At 71.7% G+C, this 17,380-nt stretch carries 17 protein-coding genes; 8 read left to right on the plus strand and 9 right to left on the minus strand.

The window, feature by feature from the left end; translation table 11 throughout:
- Positions 1 to 98 precede the first annotated feature (98 nt).
- The gene (locus J8403_RS21075) at positions 99 to 650 is read right to left on the minus strand and encodes a DUF1707 SHOCT-like domain-containing protein (RefSeq protein ID WP_211124526.1); all 552 of its coding nucleotides are present in this window, start codon (positions 648 to 650) and stop codon (positions 99 to 101) included.
- Positions 651 to 828: 178 nt separating this feature from the next.
- On the opposite strand from J8403_RS21075, the gene J8403_RS21080 reads away from it, so the two are divergent.
- The 5 genes from J8403_RS21080 (at position 829) to J8403_RS21100 (ending at position 6,507) form a co-directional block, all read left to right on the plus strand.
- Positions 829 to 1,515, plus strand: coding sequence for a DUF4232 domain-containing protein (locus tag J8403_RS21080; RefSeq protein WP_211124527.1), 687 nt, complete (start codon positions 829 to 831; stop codon positions 1,513 to 1,515).
- A 66-nt stretch (positions 1,516 to 1,581) separates the two neighbouring features.
- The gene (locus J8403_RS21085; protein ID WP_211124528.1) at positions 1,582 to 2,328 is read left to right on the plus strand and encodes an FG-GAP repeat domain-containing protein; all 747 of its coding nucleotides are present in this window, start codon (positions 1,582 to 1,584) and stop codon (positions 2,326 to 2,328) included.
- Positions 2,329 to 2,462: 134 nt separating this feature from the next.
- The gene (locus J8403_RS21090) at positions 2,463 to 4,661 is read left to right on the plus strand and encodes an MMPL family transporter (protein ID WP_211124529.1); all 2,199 of its coding nucleotides are present in this window, start codon (positions 2,463 to 2,465) and stop codon (positions 4,659 to 4,661) included.
- A gap of 5 nt (positions 4,662 to 4,666) precedes the next feature.
- Positions 4,667 to 5,866 carry a sensor histidine kinase gene (locus J8403_RS21095; RefSeq protein ID WP_211124530.1) on the plus strand — a complete coding sequence of 400 codons (1,200 nt, stop codon included), beginning with the start codon at positions 4,667 to 4,669 and terminating at the stop codon, positions 5,864 to 5,866.
- Positions 5,863 to 6,507 carry a response regulator gene (locus J8403_RS21100; RefSeq protein WP_211124531.1) on the plus strand — a complete coding sequence of 215 codons (645 nt, stop codon included), beginning with the start codon at positions 5,863 to 5,865 and terminating at the stop codon, positions 6,505 to 6,507. Before J8403_RS21095 ends, J8403_RS21100 begins: the two co-directional genes overlap by 4 nt.
- Here J8403_RS21100 and J8403_RS21105 read toward each other — a convergent pair.
- The 3 genes from J8403_RS21105 to J8403_RS21115 form a co-directional block, all read right to left on the minus strand.
- Positions 6,504 to 6,965, minus strand: coding sequence for a GNAT family N-acetyltransferase (locus J8403_RS21105; protein ID WP_211124532.1), 462 nt, complete (start codon positions 6,963 to 6,965; stop codon positions 6,504 to 6,506). The genes J8403_RS21100 and J8403_RS21105 overlap by 4 nt on opposite strands.
- A gap of 22 nt (positions 6,966 to 6,987) precedes the next feature.
- Positions 6,988 to 7,713, minus strand: a complete 726-nt coding sequence (locus J8403_RS21110) for a DUF899 domain-containing protein (RefSeq protein WP_211124533.1) — start codon at positions 7,711 to 7,713, stop codon at positions 6,988 to 6,990.
- Between the two features lie 236 nt (positions 7,714 to 7,949).
- A complete protein-coding gene (locus tag J8403_RS21115; protein WP_211124534.1) occupies positions 7,950 to 8,594 on the minus strand; it encodes a DUF4232 domain-containing protein in 645 nt (214 codons plus the stop codon).
- A 288-nt stretch (positions 8,595 to 8,882) separates the two neighbouring features.
- On the opposite strand from J8403_RS21115, the gene J8403_RS21120 reads away from it, so the two are divergent.
- Positions 8,883 to 9,443, plus strand: coding sequence for an NUDIX hydrolase (locus tag J8403_RS21120; protein ID WP_211124535.1), 561 nt, complete (start codon positions 8,883 to 8,885; stop codon positions 9,441 to 9,443).
- On the opposite strand, the gene J8403_RS21125 is transcribed toward J8403_RS21120, so the two are convergent.
- Positions 9,440 to 9,886, minus strand: a complete 447-nt coding sequence (locus tag J8403_RS21125) for a nuclear transport factor 2 family protein (RefSeq protein WP_211124536.1) — start codon at positions 9,884 to 9,886, stop codon at positions 9,440 to 9,442. The genes J8403_RS21120 and J8403_RS21125 overlap by 4 nt on opposite strands.
- Before the next feature lie 248 nt (positions 9,887 to 10,134).
- Between J8403_RS21125 and J8403_RS21130 the strand changes: the two genes are divergently transcribed.
- On the plus strand, positions 10,135 to 10,491 hold the full coding sequence (locus J8403_RS21130; protein WP_211124537.1) for a DUF5335 family protein: 357 nt from the start codon (positions 10,135 to 10,137) through the stop codon (positions 10,489 to 10,491).
- Positions 10,492 to 10,522: 31 nt separating this feature from the next.
- On the opposite strand, the gene J8403_RS21135 is transcribed toward J8403_RS21130, so the two are convergent.
- Both J8403_RS21135 and J8403_RS21140 read right to left on the minus strand, forming a co-directional pair.
- Positions 10,523 to 11,281 carry a sulfite exporter TauE/SafE family protein gene (locus tag J8403_RS21135; RefSeq protein ID WP_211124538.1) on the minus strand — a complete coding sequence of 253 codons (759 nt, stop codon included), beginning with the start codon at positions 11,279 to 11,281 and terminating at the stop codon, positions 10,523 to 10,525.
- Between the two features lie 145 nt (positions 11,282 to 11,426).
- Positions 11,427 to 12,110: a DUF4232 domain-containing protein gene (locus J8403_RS21140; RefSeq protein WP_211124539.1), complete on the minus strand. Its 684-nt coding sequence runs from the start codon at positions 12,108 to 12,110 to the stop codon at positions 11,427 to 11,429.
- 348 nt (positions 12,111 to 12,458) lie between these two features.
- Here J8403_RS21140 and J8403_RS21145 point away from each other — a divergent pair, with 348 nt between their 5' ends.
- Positions 12,459 to 14,729, plus strand: coding sequence for a serine/threonine-protein kinase (locus J8403_RS21145; protein ID WP_211124540.1), 2,271 nt, complete (start codon positions 12,459 to 12,461; stop codon positions 14,727 to 14,729).
- A gap of 68 nt (positions 14,730 to 14,797) precedes the next feature.
- Here the strand turns inward: J8403_RS21145 and J8403_RS21150 are convergent, their stop codons facing one another.
- Complete coding sequence (locus tag J8403_RS21150) at positions 14,798 to 15,817, minus strand: hemolysin family protein (RefSeq protein WP_211124541.1); 1,020 nt, start codon at positions 15,815 to 15,817, stop codon at positions 14,798 to 14,800.
- A complete protein-coding gene (locus J8403_RS21155; protein ID WP_246585923.1) occupies positions 15,814 to 17,160 on the minus strand; it encodes a hemolysin family protein in 1,347 nt (448 codons plus the stop codon). Before J8403_RS21155 ends, J8403_RS21150 begins: the two co-directional genes overlap by 4 nt.
- Between the last annotated feature and the right edge of the window lie 220 nt (positions 17,161 to 17,380).

Here is a 17,380-nt window from a genome sequence, read left to right on the forward strand (position 1 = left end):
TGTCGCGGACGCCGCCCTTTCAGTGTTCCCACCAGCTGGGCAGCGCTGGTGGCGGGACGGTTCATCGCCAGTGAGCCGGCTGAGGGTCAGGATTTCCGTCACCGGGGCGAACGGCGCGCGTGGCGGATCGTCAACCGTCCGAACCCCATGGCCCCGGAGATCCGGATCCTCGGCCCGCCGGGGCCGGAGTCCCGCCGGGGCGTGTAGCGCGTGTCCTTCCACCCGGTGTGCAGCCCCTCGAGATCGACGATCGCGTCCCGCGGCACCGTGATCTTGGCCCTGCCGGTGCCGAGTTGCAGCTCGATGTCCACGACCGGATGCTCGATGACCGCCCGGGACAGGTCCAGACGCACCCTGCCGAATGCGGACGCGACCTTCAGGACCCGGGGCACGTGCCAGGCGCCGCGCCGCTTGATCCGCCCGCCGGCGGCGGCAATCGTGGACGTCGTGCCCGCGTTCTCCTCCGGGAGCGAGGCCAGAGCCGCCGCGAGGTCGCCGCGGGTCTTGGCGGTGAGCACCCGCTGGAGGCGCTCGTCCATGTCCTCGTGCGCGATGTGCCCTTCGGCGTACGCCTCCTGCACGCGCCGCACGGCCGCGTCGCGGTCGTCTTCGCCGACCAGTAACGGCGGGTCTTCCGGCAGAGAAGTCACCGTCTCACTGTACTGGCGGGTCGGCAATCCGCAGATGGCGTCAGCCGGTTCGAGATCGCGTCAGCGCTTCGTTAGCGGAGCGCTAAGGGAACGGTAGCGGCCACCGGCAGGGTGAGTGGCACACCGAGCGAAACGTCGCCGGGAGCACGACACCACTGATGACGAAGAAGGTCTTCCGATGCTTATCAGCCGCCCCCGGGTCCGTATGTTCGCCGGTGCCAGCCTGCTGGTGACGGCAGCGATGTTCGCCACCGCCTGCCAGTCGGACGAGACGAGCAGCGGGTCGAATGACTCGTCCGCCTCCGCCAAGGCCACGACCGGGGCCTCGGCCGATGCCGCGGGCGACAAGGACACCGCCGCCGACTCGTCGGCCAAGTCCCCCGGTGCGAAGGACAAGGGAGCCCAGGACGGCTCCGGTGCCGACACCGGCAACGGCGAGCGCGGCAAGGTCGGGCAGGTGTGCGGGGCCAACGACATTTCCTGGAGCACCCGGGAGGAGTCGCAGGCCGGCGGCTACATCCTGGTCATGGCGAAGGCCAAGGCGGGGATCACCTGTGTGCTGCCCTCCGCGCTGCCCACGGTGGCCTTCGGGTCGGACGGCACCGAGGCGGGTCCCGCGGAGCAGTCCGTCGGGCCCGCGATCACGCTGAGCGGGGGAACCACCGCCTATGCCGGGGTGAACCCGAAGACCACCAACGACAACAACGGCAAGGAACTGGACAGCATCATCGTCGCAGTCGGCAATGAGGACGCCAACCCGGTCTCCCTGCCGGTCGACACCATCACCGTCGACAAGCCCGTCGTCACCAACTGGCACACCTCCCCGGCGGACGCCGTCCCCTTCGGCGGCGGAACGGACCAGTAACCGGCGGGCCACATGCCGGGGAAGGTGGCCCTCGCACTTCGCAGTAACGACGTCAGGAGTTCGCAGATGCCTCGCAAACGGTCACGTCTGATCGCCGCACCGATCGCGGCTGTCGCTCTGACCCTGACCATCGCCGGATACCAGGCCAGTGCGGCCGGGTCGTCGCCCTCGGGCGGCGCGGACCGGTCCGGCAAGGTCGGCGAGGCGACGGGCCCCTGCCTGGCCGACGCCACGACGCTGATCGGCGACCTCGACGGCGACGGCCACCCGGACAAGATCTCGAACCCCGGGCGCACTGGCACCAAGATGACCATCCAGTGGGGCGCCGCGGACGGCTCGTTCGGCGGGAAGCAGGCCGTCAGCGCACTTCTCGGCGCGAAGAAGGGGGAGGTCGCGACCGCCGCGGTCGCCGACTTCCGCAACGACGGCACCCTGGACATGGTCGTCAACATCGTCGAGCCGGCCGACGGGGACGACGCCTCGACCGCCCGCGTCGCGGAATACCGCCCCGGCCCGCTCGCACGGACGGACCTGGGCTCCGCCGACGCCCGGCACTCCGACATCGGCGACCAGGGCGAGGCCCAGCAGCTTCGCATCGCCGACTACGGCGACGACCCCTACCCGGACCTCGCGATCCTCAACAACCCCGGTGACGGGCAGCTGGATCGGGACGTACGCCTGTCGACCGCGGGCAGCGGCCCGGGGGACTACGACTACGCGACGCAGCGGAAGTACGGGGAGTTCGGCAGCACGGCCGAGCCGCCGGCCATGCCCGGCGACGGCTGGAAGCACTTCTACACGTCCTGCGCCTGACCCCACCCCGGCGCCTCTCCAGGGCCGGGTCCCGCTCCCGGGACCTGGCCCTGTGCCGTCCACCGATCGGTGGACGGGAAGTTCAACCGGGTACCTCTGTCGGCCAACCGCGCTGGTCAGCAACGCTTTTGGCCATGAACTCATTCACTGTGCGCATGGCGCGCTGGAGCGCTCGGCACCCCTGGCGGGCCATCGCCGGCTGGCTGGTGTTCGTGGCGCTGTGCCTGGGGGTCGGCAGTGCCGTCGGCACCCACAGCGCGACCACGGCCGACTACCGGGTCGGCGAGGCCGGGCGGGCGGAGGCGATGGCCGCGGAGGGGGGTCTGGAGCGCCGGGCCGCCGAACAGGTGCTGATCTCTTCCCGGTCGGGCCCCCTCGACCGGGACGCGGCCGAGGCCGCGGCCAGGGACCTGACCGCCCGGATGAAGCGGCTGCCCGAAGTCGCGGGCGTCGCCGATCCGCTGCTGTCCCAGGATCGCCGGATCCTCATGGTCGAGGTGGCGCTGAAGGGCGAGGAGCGGGACGCCAAGGACAAGGTCGACGCCCTGGCCGGACAGACCGACGCCGTGGGGACGGCCTATCCGGCGCTGCGGCTGGAGGAGACCGGGAGTCCCTCCATCAGCAAGGGAGTCGACCAGCAGCGCGGCGACGACCTGGCGCTCTCCGAGAAGATCACGCTTCCCATCACCCTGGTCACCCTGTTGGTCGTCTTCGGATCCGTGACCATGGCGGGGGTGCCGCTGCTGCTCGCGCTGTCGTCCATCGCGGCGGCCATCGGGCTTTCGATGGTGGCCTCACACGTCTCCCCCGACGCCGGGGTCGGCACCAACGTCATCCTGATGATCGGCCTCGCGGTCGGCGTCGACTACACGCTCTTCTATCTCAAGCGGGAGCGCGAGGAGCGCGCCCGCTCGGGCGGCCGGCTGAGCTCCGAGGCGCTGGTGGACATGGCCGCGGCGACCTCCGGCCGGGCTGTCGTGATCTCCGGACTCGCGGTCGTGGCCTCCACCGCGACCCTGTATCTCGCCTCCGACGTCATCTTCTCCTCACTCGCCACCGGCACGATCGTGGTCGTCCTGGTCGCGGTGGCCAGTTCGCTGACGGCGCTGCCCGCGCTGCTGGTCAAGCTCGGACAGCGGGAGGAGCGCAGGGCGCGGCGCCGTGCCGAGCGGGGAAGGCCCGCGCGCCGGACCCGGGGCGACAGCGGGGGCCGCGTATGGGCCGCCCTGCTGCGACCCGCGAGCCGGCATCCGCTGGCCACCCTGTGCGTCTCGGTTCTCGCCCTGCTCGCGCTCGTCACCCCGTTGGCCGGGCTGAAGATCACCGAGATGAGCCGGGACACCCACTCCCGCGACATCGCCGCGATGCGGGTGTACGACCGGCTCAACGCGGCGTTCCCGGAGCAGCGGGTCACCCACCAGGTCGTCGTACGGGCCGACGCCGCCCGCTCCGGCGAGGTCGGCGGGGCGCTGCGCGAGCTGGCCCGGCGCGCCGACGCCGACCCGCTGTTCGCCGGTGCCTCGCGCGTGCGGACCTCCGCCGACCACCGGACCAGTGTGCTCGAGCTGAAGGTGCCGTACCTCGGCAACTCCGACCAGGCGTACGACTCCCTCGACCACCTGCGGGAGGACTATCTGCCCGCCACCGTCGGCCGGGTCGAGGGGGCGGAGTTCGGAGTGAGCGGCGACGTCGCCCGGTACGCCGACTATCCCGCTCACCAGAACAGCAAACTCCCGCTGGTCCTCGGGGCGTTGCTGCTGGTGACCTTCGCGATGACGACGTACGCGTTCCGCTCGGTGGTGCTGGGCCTGATCGGCGTCGTACTGAATCTGCTGTCCGCGGCGGCGGCGCTCGGGCTGCTCGTCCTGGTCTTCCAGGGGACCTGGGCCGAGGGGCTGTTGGACTTCCACTCCACGGGGTCGATCGGATCGCGCGTACCGCTGTTCCTCTTCGTGATCCTCTTCGGGCTCTCGATGGACTACCAGGTGTTCGTGGTCAGCCGGATCAGGGAGGCCGTCCTCGCGGGCGTGCCCACACGGCAGGCCGTGCTCGAGGGAATCCGCAGGTCGGCGAGTGTGGTGACGAGTGCGGCGGTGGTGATGACGACCGTCTTCGTGAGTTTCGTCTTCCTGCACATCATCGAGATGAAGCAGATCGGCTTCGTCCTCGCGGCGGCCGTGCTGCTCGATGCCTTCATCGTCCGGATCATGGTCCTGCCGTCGGCGATGCTGCTGCTCGGTGAGGCGAGCTGGTGGCCCTCGCGGACGGCGGGGCGAACGGCGGCGGCCTCGGCTCAACCGGCCGACGGGCGGCCGGTGGTCGACGTACGTTGATCGGTATGACCGCTCTCGCCAACCCCCTGGCCGACGCCTTCTGGGCCACCTCGCTGCGCCGGTGGAACGCCGTGTGCTGGGTCCTGTTCGCCGCGATGGCCGTCGGGCTGGTGACGACGGCTCCGGCCGGGGGCAGCAAGTACCGGGCGATCGCGCTTCTGGGCTGTGTGGTGCTGTGCTACGCGGTGCTCGACCGCTTCCCGGGCAATCCCGTCGTCCGTCCGCGGGTCTACCTCTCGGTGCTCGTGCTCGGGCTCGGCGGGCTGGCCTATCTGGGCAGCAGCTATGCGGCGCTGTTCATGGTGACGCTGCCGCACTACTGGATGTTCGGGCGCACGCCGCGGGCCTCGATGGGGTTCCTCGGGGTGGCCGCCGCCGCCACGCTGGCCGGGAGTCTGGTCCGGCAGGGCTGGTCGGCGGAGTTCTTCGGCGAGACGCTGATGTCCACCCTGATCGTGGTCGCGGTGGGCGTGCTGATCGGCCTGTGGGCGCACTCGGTCGTCGCGCAGAGCAGTGAACGGGCGCGGCTGATCGAGGAGTTGGAGCGCACGCAGGCGCAGCTGTCCGAGGCCCACCAGCGGCAGGGCGCGGCGGACGAACGGGAACGCATCGCACGCGACATCCACGACACGCTCGCGCAGGGTTTCGCGTCGATCATCGTGCTCGCGGAGGCGGCCCAGGCGGGCATCGGCCACGCTCCGGCGACCAGCGCCCAGCAACTGCGGTCGATCGAGTCCACCGCCCGGGAGAACCTCGCCGAGGCGCGGGAGTTGGTCGGCTCGGCGGGGCAGCCGGGCCCGGGCCGGGTGGCGGCCGGTTCGGTGGCGCTGACGCTGCGCCGTACGCTGGACCGCTTCGCGGAGGACACCGGGCTGACGGTGGACGCCGACCTGGCAGACCTGGAGTGCGACCAGCAGACCCGTATCGCGCTGCTGCGCTGCACCCAGGAGTCCCTGGCCAACGTGCGTAAACACGCACACGCGTCCATGGTCGGCGTGGTGCTGGTGCGGCGTCCGCACGGAGTGGAACTGGAGATCACCGACGATGGAACCGGGTTCCGGGTGGGGGAGTCGACGGGCTTCGGACTCGACGGCATGCGCAAGCGACTGGCGGAGCTGGGCGGGAGGCTCACGGTGACGAGTTCGGTGGGCGACGGGACGCGGATCCTGGCGATGCTCCCCATGGCGAGCGAGGTGGAGGCATGAGCGAGGCAGGTCTGCGCATCGTCGTGGTGGACGATCACACCGTGATGCGGGCCGGGGTGATCGCCCTGCTCGCCGCCGAGGACAGCATCGAGATCGCCGGCGAGGCGGGCGACGGACGCGCGGCGCTCGATCTGGTCGAGCGGTACGACCCCGACGTGGCCCTGGTCGATCTGCGGATGCCCGTGCTCGACGGGGTGGCGACGACGGCCGAGATCGTCGCCCGGTATCCGCGTACGCGGGTGCTGATCCTGACGACGTACGACACCGACACGGAGATCGAGCGCGGAGTGGAAGCCGGTGCCATCGGCTATCTGCTCAAGGACACCACCCGTGAGCAACTCGTCGACGCCATCCACGCGGCGGCGCGGGGCGAGACGGTGCTCGCACCCCGGGTCGCCGAGAAGCTGGTCGCGCGGCTGCGCCGGCCCGTTCAGGAGCCGCTGACCGACCGCGAGACCGAGGTCCTGGGCGCCGTGGCGGACGGTCTCACCAACGCCGAGATCGGACGGCGCCTGGTGATCGCCGAGGCCACGGTGAAGACGCATCTGCTGCGCCTGTTCGCCAAGCTGGATGTAAATGACCGGACGCGGGCGGTGGTGGTGGCCATGGAGCGGGGGCTTCTGCGGCGGCCGCGACCCTAGTCGGGCGTGGCCCCCGAGACGCGCTTCCGGTAGTGGATCCGGTCGTACGCGCCGTCCTGGCGGCGCTCGGTCACCTCGTACCCGTACCTCGGGTAGATCTCCTGGTTCTCCCACATGGCGGCGTTGGTGTAGAGCCGGATCTCCGGGCGGCCGAGAGCGCGGGCGTGCAGATCGGCGAAGGCGAGCAGACGCCTGCCCACGCCCTGTCGGTGCGCGCCCGGATCCACGGCGATGCTCTCCAGGACGAGATGGCCGGGCTCGGCCACCAGGACCAGCACCCCCACGACCGGGTCGCCGGTGACGAAGACGCGCCCCGCCGCGATATCGGCCGCGTGGTCCGCGTCCATCGGCGCGGGGCGCAGCCCGATCCGGGCGACGTAGGGGCGGTAGGCCGCGTCGGTGACGGCCCGTACCGCGTCGATGTCGGCCGCGGTCGCGGGGCGGATGCGGTCGTCCATGCCACCCAGTCTGGCGCACGGCTCAGCCCGGCTGGGCCTGGGTGCCCCGTCGGGTCTGGGCGACCCATTCCGGCGCCGGCGCGGCGTCGTCGTACGCGTCGTGCCAGTTCCACCATTCGTACGGCGGGGTCTTGGGGTAGTCCTTCGGCGAGTCCTCCCACTCCTCCTGCCGCCCGAGCGCGGTCATGTCGAGGTAGCTCCAGGTGCTCCCCAGCGCCTCGTCACCGCGGGCGTTGATGAAGTAGGTGCGGAATACGCGGTCGCCGTCGCGGATGAACGCGTTCGTGCCGTGCCATTCGTCCACACCGAAGTCGGCGTCGAAGTCGTCGGTGATCGTGTACCAGGGCATCGTCCAGCCCATCCGCTCCTTCACCTGCTCGATCTCCGGCTGCGGGGCGCGCGAGGCGAAGACCAGGGTGGTGTCGCGGGCGTTGAGATGAGCGAGGTTGCCCACGTGGTCGGCGACCATGGAGCAGCCGCGGCAGGCATGGTCGGGCCAGCCGTAGACGACGGGCTCGAAGAAGGCGCGGTAGACGATCAGCTGACGGCGCCCCTGGAACAGGTCGAGCAGACTCACCCGGCCCTCGGGACCCTCGAACGCGTACGCCTTCTCCACCGCCAGCCACGGCATCCGCCGGCGCTTGGCGGCCAGCGCGTCACGGGCGCGGGTGAGCCGCTTCTCCTCGTCGAGCAGCTGCCGGCGCGCGGCCTCCCACTCCTGCGGCGAGACGATCGGAGGTGTCTTCATCGTGACGTCCACCTTCCAGTTCGGTCCGAGCTCCTGCGCTGGGCCAGGGGAACGTGAGCCGGGCGCTGCTCAGCAGGCTCCCCGCGTCCACCATCCAGGGTCGGCCGTCACCGGCGGGGGCGCACGCCGATGCACCGGAAATCAAACGTACGATCGATATCGGTCGGGTGCACGACTCCCGGCGCTCATGGCAAAGCCCCAGGCCGGCGGCCCGGGGTTGCTTTGCTGTCCGTTGGCTACTTACCGGTGCCGACGGGGTCCACCTTGATCTCGGAGCCGGAGCCGTCGGTGACGGGGACGTTGATGCTGACGGGCAGGGAGTGCGAGTGGGTCTCGTTGGGCGGGGTGACGACGAGCGTGGTGAAGGTCTCGCCGGAGCCACCGGAGGTGTTCGGCGGGTAGTGGAGCGTGAAGCGGGTCTCCTCGCCCGGCTTGACGCTCGTCTTCGGCGCGGCGAGGTCGCTGCGCTTGGCGCTCAGGGTGCCGTTCTTGCTCTTCAGGTCGACGCCGGGGAAGCCCTGCAGCGTGCAGGTGGCCGAGCCGGTGTTCTTGAGGTCGACGATCAGGGTGCCCTCGCCCATGCCGTGGGTGCTGCGGAAGGCGAGCTGCGAGGTGGCGCAGGCGTCGGAACCGGCATTGCCGCCACCACCGGAGCCCGAGGAACCCGAACCGGAGGAGCCGCTGTCCGAGGAGCCCGAGGAGCCGGAGGAACCCGAGTCGGAGGAGTCCGAACCGCCGGAGCTCGACGAGGCCGCGGAGGACGAGTCGCCGCCGCCGGCATCCGCGTTGTCCTGGCACGCGGTCAGACCGAACGCGGCGACTGCGACGACCGCGGCGGCGGCGACCTTGCGAGCGTGACGAAGAGTGATGCGGTGCGACATGGGTTCCTCAGCTGTCGTGAACGGCGTCCCCGTCCCCCGGGGCCGTGACCACCAGTCTGTCCGCCGCCGCTGACGATCAACTAACGCCTCGTTAACGGGCTGGCAACGCTGTGACCTCGGGCTTTGCCCTCTGACCGGCTATGGGGCCGTTGTGCCCGCTGCGTGTGCTTTGACCGTCGGCGGCCGTTGGAGGGCGCTTTCTCCGGCAGCTCCGCGTCCGCGTGGGCGACCCGCTGGGTGACAAAAACCCCGCGCCGTAGGCGGCCCCGCGTCGTTAGGATCCGGCGCATGGCCACAGCCGACCACGCAGTCACCCATGTCCTTACGGGCTACCGGCCGAAGACCACCGCGGAATGCGTCGACCTCGAGCGGGTGCTCGGCGTTGTCGAGGCGGGCGGCGCCCCCTGGGACCGGTCGACGCCCCTCCACATCACCGCATCCGCCCTGATCGTGCACCCGGACAGCGGCCGTGTGCTGCTGCGCTGGCACCAGCGCCAGCAGTCGTGGCTGCTGGTCGGCGGGCATGGCGACCCGGGCGAGTACGACCCGCTCGCCATCGCCCTGCGGGAGGGGCGGGAGGAGACGGGGCTGCCCGACCTGGCCCCGTGGCCGGACGCGGACGTACGGCATCTGGTGATCGTTCCGGTCCCCGCGAACAGCCGGGAGCCGGCGCATGAACACGCCGATGTGCGCTATGTGCTGTCCACCGGCGTTCCCGAGGCGGTACGGCCGGAGAAGCCGGACGCGCCGCTGCGCTGGCTGACGCCGGACGAGGCGCGGATGGCGATCACCGAGGCCAATGTTCTGGACACGCTGTCCCGGGTGGAGCCCCTGCTCCCGCGTGGTTAATCGTCCTGTGTCGTGCTGAAGGCCTGGGCCACGGCGAGGCTGTCCTCGTAGACGTGGTGCCGGGTGACGAGACCGCCCTCGAGGGTGAGATGCAGGGCGAACCGCGCGCGATAGGCGCGTCCGGTGGCCCGGGCGGTCTGGCGGATCTCGCCCAGCACGACCGCGTCGTCGCCGTCGACCAGGACGCGTTCGACCTCGGTGGCCGCCTGCTCGGGCACATGGTGATGGGCCAGCTCCCGGAAGTGGGCGGCCACGTCCGCGCGGGTGGAGCGGTGGCGAATCCACGGGGTGGCGGGGCGGCCGTGCTCGGCCTCCGGCCAGTCCAGCTTCCAGTCGCTGCGCTCGGCGTACAGCTCGGCGATGCGCTCGGGGTCGCCCTCACCGATGCGGCGCAACAGTTCCGCCACCAGGGCGCGGGTGGTCGTGGGTGCGGCCGAGGACATGGTGATCCCTCCGATCGGAAGCCTTGCGGGAAGCGATCACCATGCTGCCGGGGGGCGCGGCGCGGTGCGATTACGTCCCAGGTAATGCCCCCAGGGAACGGGACACGGCCGTCCGTTTTGTCCGGGGAGGTCAAGCCCGGCCGGATCGATTCGACCCGGGTGGACGTGGCGGCCCGGGGCGGTGGCGGCCACCGTGGGACGGGTCGGCACAGCAGGAGGCGTAGCGGAGTAGCGGAGGAGGATCGACGATGGCCGGTTCCACAACGTTCGATCGCGGGGAGTGGCGGACCACGCTCGATCAGGTCACGGCCGAGCACGAGGGGGAACTCGCCACCATCGAGGTGCTGGACCCGTCCGTCGGGCATCAGTACGAGGCCGAGCGGCTGCCCTTCTCCTCCCTCAGCTACGACCCGAAGGACGACACGGTGATCGGTGCCGTCGGCGGGAAGTCGCCGCGGTATCCGGTGGTGCTGCGGCACATGGTGTGGCATCCCACCGAGGTCGACGTGGCCACGGAGGACATCCCGGAGGCCGCCGTCCGCGTCGTCGCGCCGGACGGGAGCACCACCTTGATCACCTTCTATCCGGAGGAGTCCGGGACGTAAGCGCCGCCCTCCTGGGGCAAGGGGGCGCCGCCTAGTGCCACAGGGAGATGGCCAGGCCCAGGCCGCCGAGGGCGATGGCGATCCGGAGCGGGGTTTCGGGCAGGCGGCGGACGACCACGGGGCCGAGCCGGCTGCCGAGGAGGGCGCCGAGGCCGAGGGCTACGGCGGCGGCCCAGTTCACGGGGGCGACGGCGACGTAGGCGACGGCCGCCGTCACATTCGCGGCGCCCGTGGCGATGTTCTTGACGGCGTTGGTGACCGGGAGGGGTTCCGTGGCGGAGAGCGAGAGCACCGCCAGCATCAGGACGCCCGAGGCCGCGCCGAAGTAGCCGCCGTACAGGCCGACCAGCAGGACCGCGCAGGCGAGCGGGAGGGTGGGCCGAGCCGTATGGGCGAGGGAGGGCGAGCGGGAGGCCACGAGCCGGCGGAGTGGATCGCGGACCAGGATCAGCACCGAGCCGAGGGCGATCAGCCACGGTACGACGGTCTCGAAGGCGGAGGACGGGGTTCCCAGCAGCAGGGCGGCCCCGACCGCGCCGCCGAGCGCCGCGATGACGCCCAGTCGGAGGAGACGGTCCCGCTGGCCGCGGAGTTCGGCGCGGGATCCCGCCGCGGTGCCGACGGTGTTGGAGAACAGGGCCACCGTGTTGGTCACATTGGCGGCCACCGGCGGCAGGCCCACCGCGAGCAGCGCCGGATAGCTGAACAGCGAGGCCAGCCCCGCGATCGAACCGGCGAGCCCGGAGGCCACCCCGGCCGACACCAGCAGCGCCGCCGAGTCGATGCCCATCCGTTCCCCCTGTTCGCCGGCTTCGGCGACGCCGCTGTTTCTTCTGCACGTCGGCGACGTCGCTTCATACTCCAGGGGTGCTGTCTCCTATGCAAGACAGCGTTCATGTACATGGACCGCTCTGGGTCCCGAGGGCCGTGCCGACCTACCAGGTCAGGGCGTCCTGCGCGGTCGTCTGCCAGTACGTGACCTGGGCGGCGCTGTCGATGTAGACCGAGCCGCCGGGCAGTTCGACGCTCGTGGGGTCCTCGCTGCCGTCGATGAACACCTCGAGCGAGTTGACCTCGCTGCCCTCCGCACCCGAGCCGTCCCCCGCGGAGGTGGTGATGCCCGCATAGGTGCTCTCGCCCGGGGCGAGCACGACGACGGACTGCGGCCGGCTCTCCTCGTTCACCGGCGTGGCGGCCTGCGCGTTCTCACCGAACTTCAGCCCGGGGTAGCCGACCAGCTTGCAGTCCACACCGGCCCCGTTGGTCGCCTTGAGCAGCATGTGGTTGATCGGGTTCTTGACCTTCTGGACGGAGAAGACCGTCTTGTTGATGTCGCAGTCGCCGATCGGCTCCTCGTCGGACCCCGCCCCGGCCTTCTGGGCCTGCGTCTTCGCGTCCTTGGCCTCCTCGGCGCCCGCGTTGCCGCCCTTGGCCGCCTTATCCGTCTTGGCCGTCTTGTCCGCCGGGGCCGAGGCCGACGCGTTCGCCTTGCCCGCGTTGTCCGAGCCTCCGTCCTCGCTACCGCCGCACGCCGCGGTCAGGCCGAGCGCGGCAACGGCCAGCATGGAGGCGGCGATGGTACGGACGGTGCGGCCGCGGCGGTAAGCGGTGACGTTCATGGTGGGGTCTCCCTCTGGGGCGGGTCGGCGGTCCGGCGGTGTCCCCCACCGGCCCTCGGTATGGCTATGAGCCTGCCGTGGTCCGCTGGCGTAAAGCTGCTGCCACGACGCCGTTCCGCTAACGCCGCGCTAACGCAACGGCACGCTCCCCACGTCCAGTTGGCCGGCAGGGGGCCGACCCGGCCGTTCGCCGGCCCGTCCATGTGTCCCCCCGTCGGCCGGCGCTCCGCTGGTAACCGTTCCGCCACGCCCTGGGCCACCTGGTCCGCCGATGCTCCCGCCGACCTAATCTAGGAGTCCGGTACGGCCGCTCAAGGCGCGGAGACAGCGCGGGAAAGGGGATCGGCGATGCCGCTGGCCACCGGGGATCCGGAATCCATAGGCGGCTACGCCCTGGTCGACCGGCTGGGGTCGGGCGGCATGGGCGTCGTCTATCTCGGGCGTTCGGCGTCGGGGCGGCAGGTCGCGCTCAAGCTGGTCCATGAGCAGTACGCGCAGGACGAGGAGTTCCGGACCCGTTTCCGGCAGGAGGTCGCGGCGGCGCGCCGGGTGAGCGGGGCGTTCACCGCACCCGTCGTGGACGCCGATCCGGAGGCCGACCGGCCGTGGATGGCCACGCTGTATGTGCCGGGGCGCACCCTCTCCGAGGTCGTACGGAAGAACGGCCCCCTGGACGGGCACACCTTGCGGACGCTCGGCCTCGGACTGGTCGAGGCGCTGCGCGAGATCCACCGGGCCGGGGTGGTGCACCGGGATCTGAAGCCCGCCAACATCCTGATGGCCGAGGACGGGCCGCGCGTCATCGACTTCGGCATCTCCCGCGCCGTCGACAGCCAGACGCTCACCGTCACCATCGGGCGGGTGCTCGGCACCCCGCCGTTCATGTCGCCGGAGCAGCTGCGCAGTCCGCGGGACGTCACGGCGGCGTCGGATGTGTTCTCGCTGGGGTCGCTGCTGGTGTTCGCGGCGCGGGGCAGCAGCCCGTTCGAGTCCGACAGCCCCTATCTGTCGGGCTACCAGGTGATGTACGAGCATCCGACGCTGGAGGAGGTCCCGGCGCCACTGCGGGGCATCGCCGAACGCTGTCTGGCCAAGGAGCCGGAGGCCCGGCCGAAACTGGACGAACTGCACCATATGCTGCGGGCGCTGCCGGACTTCCCGGCGGCGGAGCGCGTCGAAACGGCCGGTGCTCCCGGAGCCGGCGCCCCTGTAGGTCCCCCTGTAGGTCCCCCCGCCCCCTCGGCCCACGCTCCCCGGCCCGACTCGCGGCCCGCTCCCCGGCCCCCCGGTTCGCAGCCCCCCAGCTCGCAGCCCCCCGGCCCGGGGAGCACCGCACCGAGGCGGGGAGCTCGGCGGCGGCTCGTCGTCACCTCCGCCGGGGTGGCCCTGGCCGTCACCGGGCTGACCGTCGCGGCGGCGGTCTTCGCCCCGGACATGACGGAGTCGTCGGGCGACGCGTCCGCCGCCTCCGCCACCGCGCCGTCCCAGAAGCCCGCCTCGCTCCCCGAGGGCTGGAAGCCGTGGCGGACGGATCTGCGGGTCGAGACCGACGGGCCGCCCCTCGTCTACCAGCAGTCCGGATGTGTCCCGGCCAACGGCCGCGCCCTGTACTGCGGCGGAAACGGGTTCACCATCGCCAAGGTCGACGCCGCCACCGGCCGCGTCCTGTGGCGCTGGGGCACCCGCCCCCAGGCGGCGCGCCCGATCGGGGTGCGGGACGGAATCGCCTACGCCTACCGGGCGCCGGAGGGCGGCCACCGGTCGGTGGTGGCCCTGGACGCCGCCACCAAGCGAGAGCGGTGGGAGCAGCCGATCAACGGCTCGGCGCCGGCGGAGCTGTTCCGCGGCGGGGTGCTGACGCTGTCGCCGGACGGCAATCAGCTCGTCGCCTACGGGACGTCGGGTGAGCGGCTGTGGCAGTCGCCGGCGCCCCAGGGGAAGTACTGCGAGCCGACGGTGCTGGGCGGCGAACCGTACGGCCTGTGCGCACCCACGGCCGACGACGGCCTGGCCGCCGAGGGCCCGTACGAACTGCTGCGGTTCGACGTCTCCGACGGCAAGCGGCACGAACTCACCACGCTTCCGAAGAAGACGCTGACCATCGGCGCGGCCACCGGCAAGCCGCTGTTCCTGATACCGCAGACCGCGAAGGAGGTGTACGACTCGGGGTACGAGCGCCCGTACACGTCCATGCTCCGGGTCGATCCGGGCACCGGCGAGACCAAGCGGATCCCGCTGCGCCGCCCCGTGCTGGGTGAGCCGACCCTGCTGCGCGGCGTCGTCTACTTCGTCCGTGCCAACGGCACGGTCACCGCGGTGTCGGCGGACAGCGGCCGGGAGCTGTGGCAGCGGGCCACGGAGACGGAGAACCTGTCCGCGCCCGTGCTGTCCAGGCGGTACGGGCAGCTCTACTTCTCCAACCGCTTCGGCCGGCTGCTGGCGCTGAACGTGGACGACGGCACGGAGGCGTGGCGTACGGCCGCGCTGGACAATCCCGGGACGGCGGCGGAGGACACCGAGCCGAGGGTGGTGCTGGTCCAGGACGCGATCGTGGGGACGGCCGGGGACACGGTGTTCTCCGTGCGCCCGGACCGTCCCTCGGCGCGGCCCCCGTCCTGATCGACGCGGCTGCGGACGGGCGGCGGCGGTCAGCGCGGCTGCGGTCGACGTGGCTACGGTCGACGTGGTTACGCCGGGGCCGGGCCCACGAGTTCGTCCAGGACGTCCGTCATCGTGACGAAACCGAGGACCGCCGTACCGGTGTCGGCCGTCACGGCGGCCAGGTGGGTGCCGGTGGCGCGCATGGTGGTGAGGGTGTCGTCCAGCGGGGTGTCCGCCCGCACGCGGGGGATGGTGTGGACGGCGGTATGCGGGAACGGGCGGTCCCGGTCGAGGGCCCCGAGGGTGTCCTTGATGTGGAGGTAGCCCAGGATGGCGCCGCCGGGGCCGGTGACCGGCAGACGCGAGTAGCCGGAGGCGGCCGCCCTGCGTTCCAGTTCGGCGGGGGTGACGCGATGGTCGACGGTGACCATCGCGCCGACGGGGACGAGGATGTCGCCGACCCGCCGGGTGCCCAGTTCCAGCGCGTCGCGCAGCCGGTCGCCGCCGGACTTGTCGAGCAGCCCGGCGTCGCTGGAGTCCCGTACCAGCCGGATGAGTTCGTCGTCGGTGAAGACCGCCTCGACCTCGTCCTTGGGCTCGACCTTCAGCAGCCGCAGCACGGCGTTGGCGAAGGCGTTGACGCCGAAGACGACCGGGCGCAGAAGGCGGGTGAGGGCCACCAGGGGCGGGCCGAGGAGGAGTGCGGTGCGCTCGGGGGCGGCCAGGGCGATGTTCTTGGGGACCATCTCGCCGATCAGCATGTGCAGATACGTGGCCGCCGTGAGCGCGACGACGAAGGCGATCGGATGCACCAGGGCGTGCGGCACATGGACGGCGTCGAAGACGGGCTCCAGCAGATGGGCGATGGCCGGTTCGGCGACCGCGCCCAGGGCGAGGGAGGAGATGGTGATGCCGAGCTGGGCCGTGGCCATCAGCGCGGACAGGTGCTCCAGCGCCCACAGCACACCGCGCGCCCGCTTCTCCCCCGCCTGCGCGCGCGGTTCGATCTGGCTGCGGCGCACGGAGATCAGGGCGAATTCGGCGCCGACGAAGAAGGCGTTGGTGAGGAGGGTGAGGGCGCCGATGGCGAGTTGGAGGACGGTCATCGGGTGGCCTCGGTGGTCTGGGTCGTCTCGGTGGTCTGGGTCGTCTCGGTGATCTCGGTGATCTCGGTGATCCGTACGCGGTCGGCGCGGTGGTGCTCCACCTTCAGCACCGTGAGCTGCCAGCCGTCGGTCTCGATGGTGTCCCCGGCCGCAGGAATGCGCTCCAGGGCGGTGGCCAGCAGGCCCGCCACCGTTTCGTACGGACCCTCGGGGGCGGTCAGCCCGATGCCGGTGAGCTCGTCCAGCCGTACGCCCCCGTCCGCCTCCCAGACGCCGGGGCCGAGGGGCACCAGGCCGGGGGTCTCGTCGGTGTCGTGTTCGTCGCGTACGTCGCCGACGATCTCCTCGACGATGTCCTCCAGGGTGGCGACCCCCGCCGTGCCCCCGTACTCGTCGATGACCACGGCCATGGTGTGCGCCCTGCGCAGCCGGTCCAGCAGCCGGTCCACCGGGAGGCTGTCGGGGACCAGGAGCGGGGGCGTGGCCAGGTCGGTGACGGGGGTGGTGGGGCGATCGGCGACGGCCAGGGCGAGGACGTCGCGGATGTGCACGGTGCCGACCACCTCGTCCAGGGTGTCGCGGTAGACGGGGAAGCGGGAACGCCCGGTGGCCAGGGTGAGGTTGGCGGCGTCGGCGGCGGTGGCGTGGGCCTCCAGCGCCTGGACGTCCACGCGCGGGGTCATCACGTTCTCGGCGGTCAGCTCGCTCAGATGGAGCGTACGGACGAACAGCTCGGCCGCGTCCTGCTCCAGCGCGCCCGCGGCGGCCGAGTGGCGGGCCAGCGCGACCAGCTCGTCCGGGGTACGGGCGGAGGCCAGCTCCTCGGCGGGCTCCAGGCCCAGACGGCGCACCAGGCGGTTGGCCGTGTTGTTGAGGTGGTGGATCAGCGGGGCGAAGGCGGCGGTGAAGGCGCGCTGCGGGGCGGCGACCGCCTTGGCCACGTGCAGGGGGCGGGAGATCGCCCAGTTCTTGGGCACCAGCTCCCCGGCGACCATCAGCACCACCGTGGAGAGGGCCACGCCCAGCACCAGCGCGGTCGTCGACGCCGCGCCCTCGGGCAGGCCGAGTGCGGTGAGCGGGCTCCGCAGCAGGGCGGCCAGCGAGGGCTCGGCGAGCATGCCGATCACCAAGGAGGTGACGGTGATGCCCAGTTGGGCCCCGGAGAGCTGGAACGTCAGCCGGCGCACCGCCATCAGCGCGCTGTCGGCGCCGCGCTCACCGGCTTCGGCGGCGCGCTCCAGCTCACCGCGTTCGACGGTGGTGAGGGAGAACTCGGCGGCCACGAAGAGCGCGCAGGCGAGCGTGAGGGCCAGCGCGAGGAGAAGCAGAAGGATCTCGGTCACCGTGCCACCGCCGTCCGCCCGCTCAGGGGCTCGGTGGTGAGGGCCGTCCTCGTGAGGAACGGGCGGAGGGTGGCACGGGTGGTACTGGGAGGGTCAGGGTCGCCCATCGCGGGTCTGGTACTCCTTCATCGCTGGTCGGTGGCTCACCGGGACGTCCGGTGGATCCACACATGTCCGGGGAAAGCAGTGTCCCCGCATCCATAGTAAAGGGACGGTAAAG

Source organism: Streptomyces yatensis, from assembly GCF_018069625.1.
GTDB lineage: Bacteria > Actinomycetota > Actinomycetes > Streptomycetales > Streptomycetaceae > Streptomyces > Streptomyces yatensis.

What these genes read in the sequence shown, in the direction of transcription:
- J8403_RS21080 (WP_211124527.1), top strand. Translation starts at nt 829, where the DNA reads ATGCTTATCAGCCGCCCCCGGGTCCGTATGTTCGCCGGTGCCAGCCTG.
- J8403_RS21085 (WP_211124528.1), top strand. Translation starts at nt 1,582, where the DNA reads ATGCCTCGCAAACGGTCACGTCTGATCGCCGCACCGATCGCGGCTGTC.
- J8403_RS21090 (WP_211124529.1), top strand. Translation starts at nt 2,463, where the DNA reads ATGAACTCATTCACTGTGCGCATGGCGCGCTGGAGCGCTCGGCACCCC.
- J8403_RS21095 (WP_211124530.1), top strand. Translation starts at nt 4,667, where the DNA reads ATGACCGCTCTCGCCAACCCCCTGGCCGACGCCTTCTGGGCCACCTCG.
- J8403_RS21100 (WP_211124531.1), top strand. Translation starts at nt 5,863, where the DNA reads ATGAGCGAGGCAGGTCTGCGCATCGTCGTGGTGGACGATCACACCGTG.
- J8403_RS21105 (WP_211124532.1), bottom strand. Translation starts at nt 6,965, where the DNA reads ATGGACGACCGCATCCGCCCCGCGACCGCGGCCGACATCGACGCGGTA.
- J8403_RS21110 (WP_211124533.1), bottom strand. Translation starts at nt 7,713, where the DNA reads ATGAAGACACCTCCGATCGTCTCGCCGCAGGAGTGGGAGGCCGCGCGC.
- J8403_RS21115 (WP_211124534.1), bottom strand. Translation starts at nt 8,594, where the DNA reads ATGTCGCACCGCATCACTCTTCGTCACGCTCGCAAGGTCGCCGCCGCC.
- J8403_RS21120 (WP_211124535.1), top strand. Translation starts at nt 8,883, where the DNA reads ATGGCCACAGCCGACCACGCAGTCACCCATGTCCTTACGGGCTACCGG.
- J8403_RS21125 (WP_211124536.1), bottom strand. Translation starts at nt 9,886, where the DNA reads ATGTCCTCGGCCGCACCCACGACCACCCGCGCCCTGGTGGCGGAACTG.
- J8403_RS21130 (WP_211124537.1), top strand. Translation starts at nt 10,135, where the DNA reads ATGGCCGGTTCCACAACGTTCGATCGCGGGGAGTGGCGGACCACGCTC.
- J8403_RS21135 (WP_211124538.1), bottom strand. Translation starts at nt 11,281, where the DNA reads ATGGGCATCGACTCGGCGGCGCTGCTGGTGTCGGCCGGGGTGGCCTCC.
- J8403_RS21140 (WP_211124539.1), bottom strand. Translation starts at nt 12,110, where the DNA reads ATGAACGTCACCGCTTACCGCCGCGGCCGCACCGTCCGTACCATCGCC.
- J8403_RS21145 (WP_211124540.1), top strand. Translation starts at nt 12,459, where the DNA reads ATGCCGCTGGCCACCGGGGATCCGGAATCCATAGGCGGCTACGCCCTG.
- J8403_RS21150 (WP_211124541.1), bottom strand. Translation starts at nt 15,817, where the DNA reads ATGACCGTCCTCCAACTCGCCATCGGCGCCCTCACCCTCCTCACCAAC.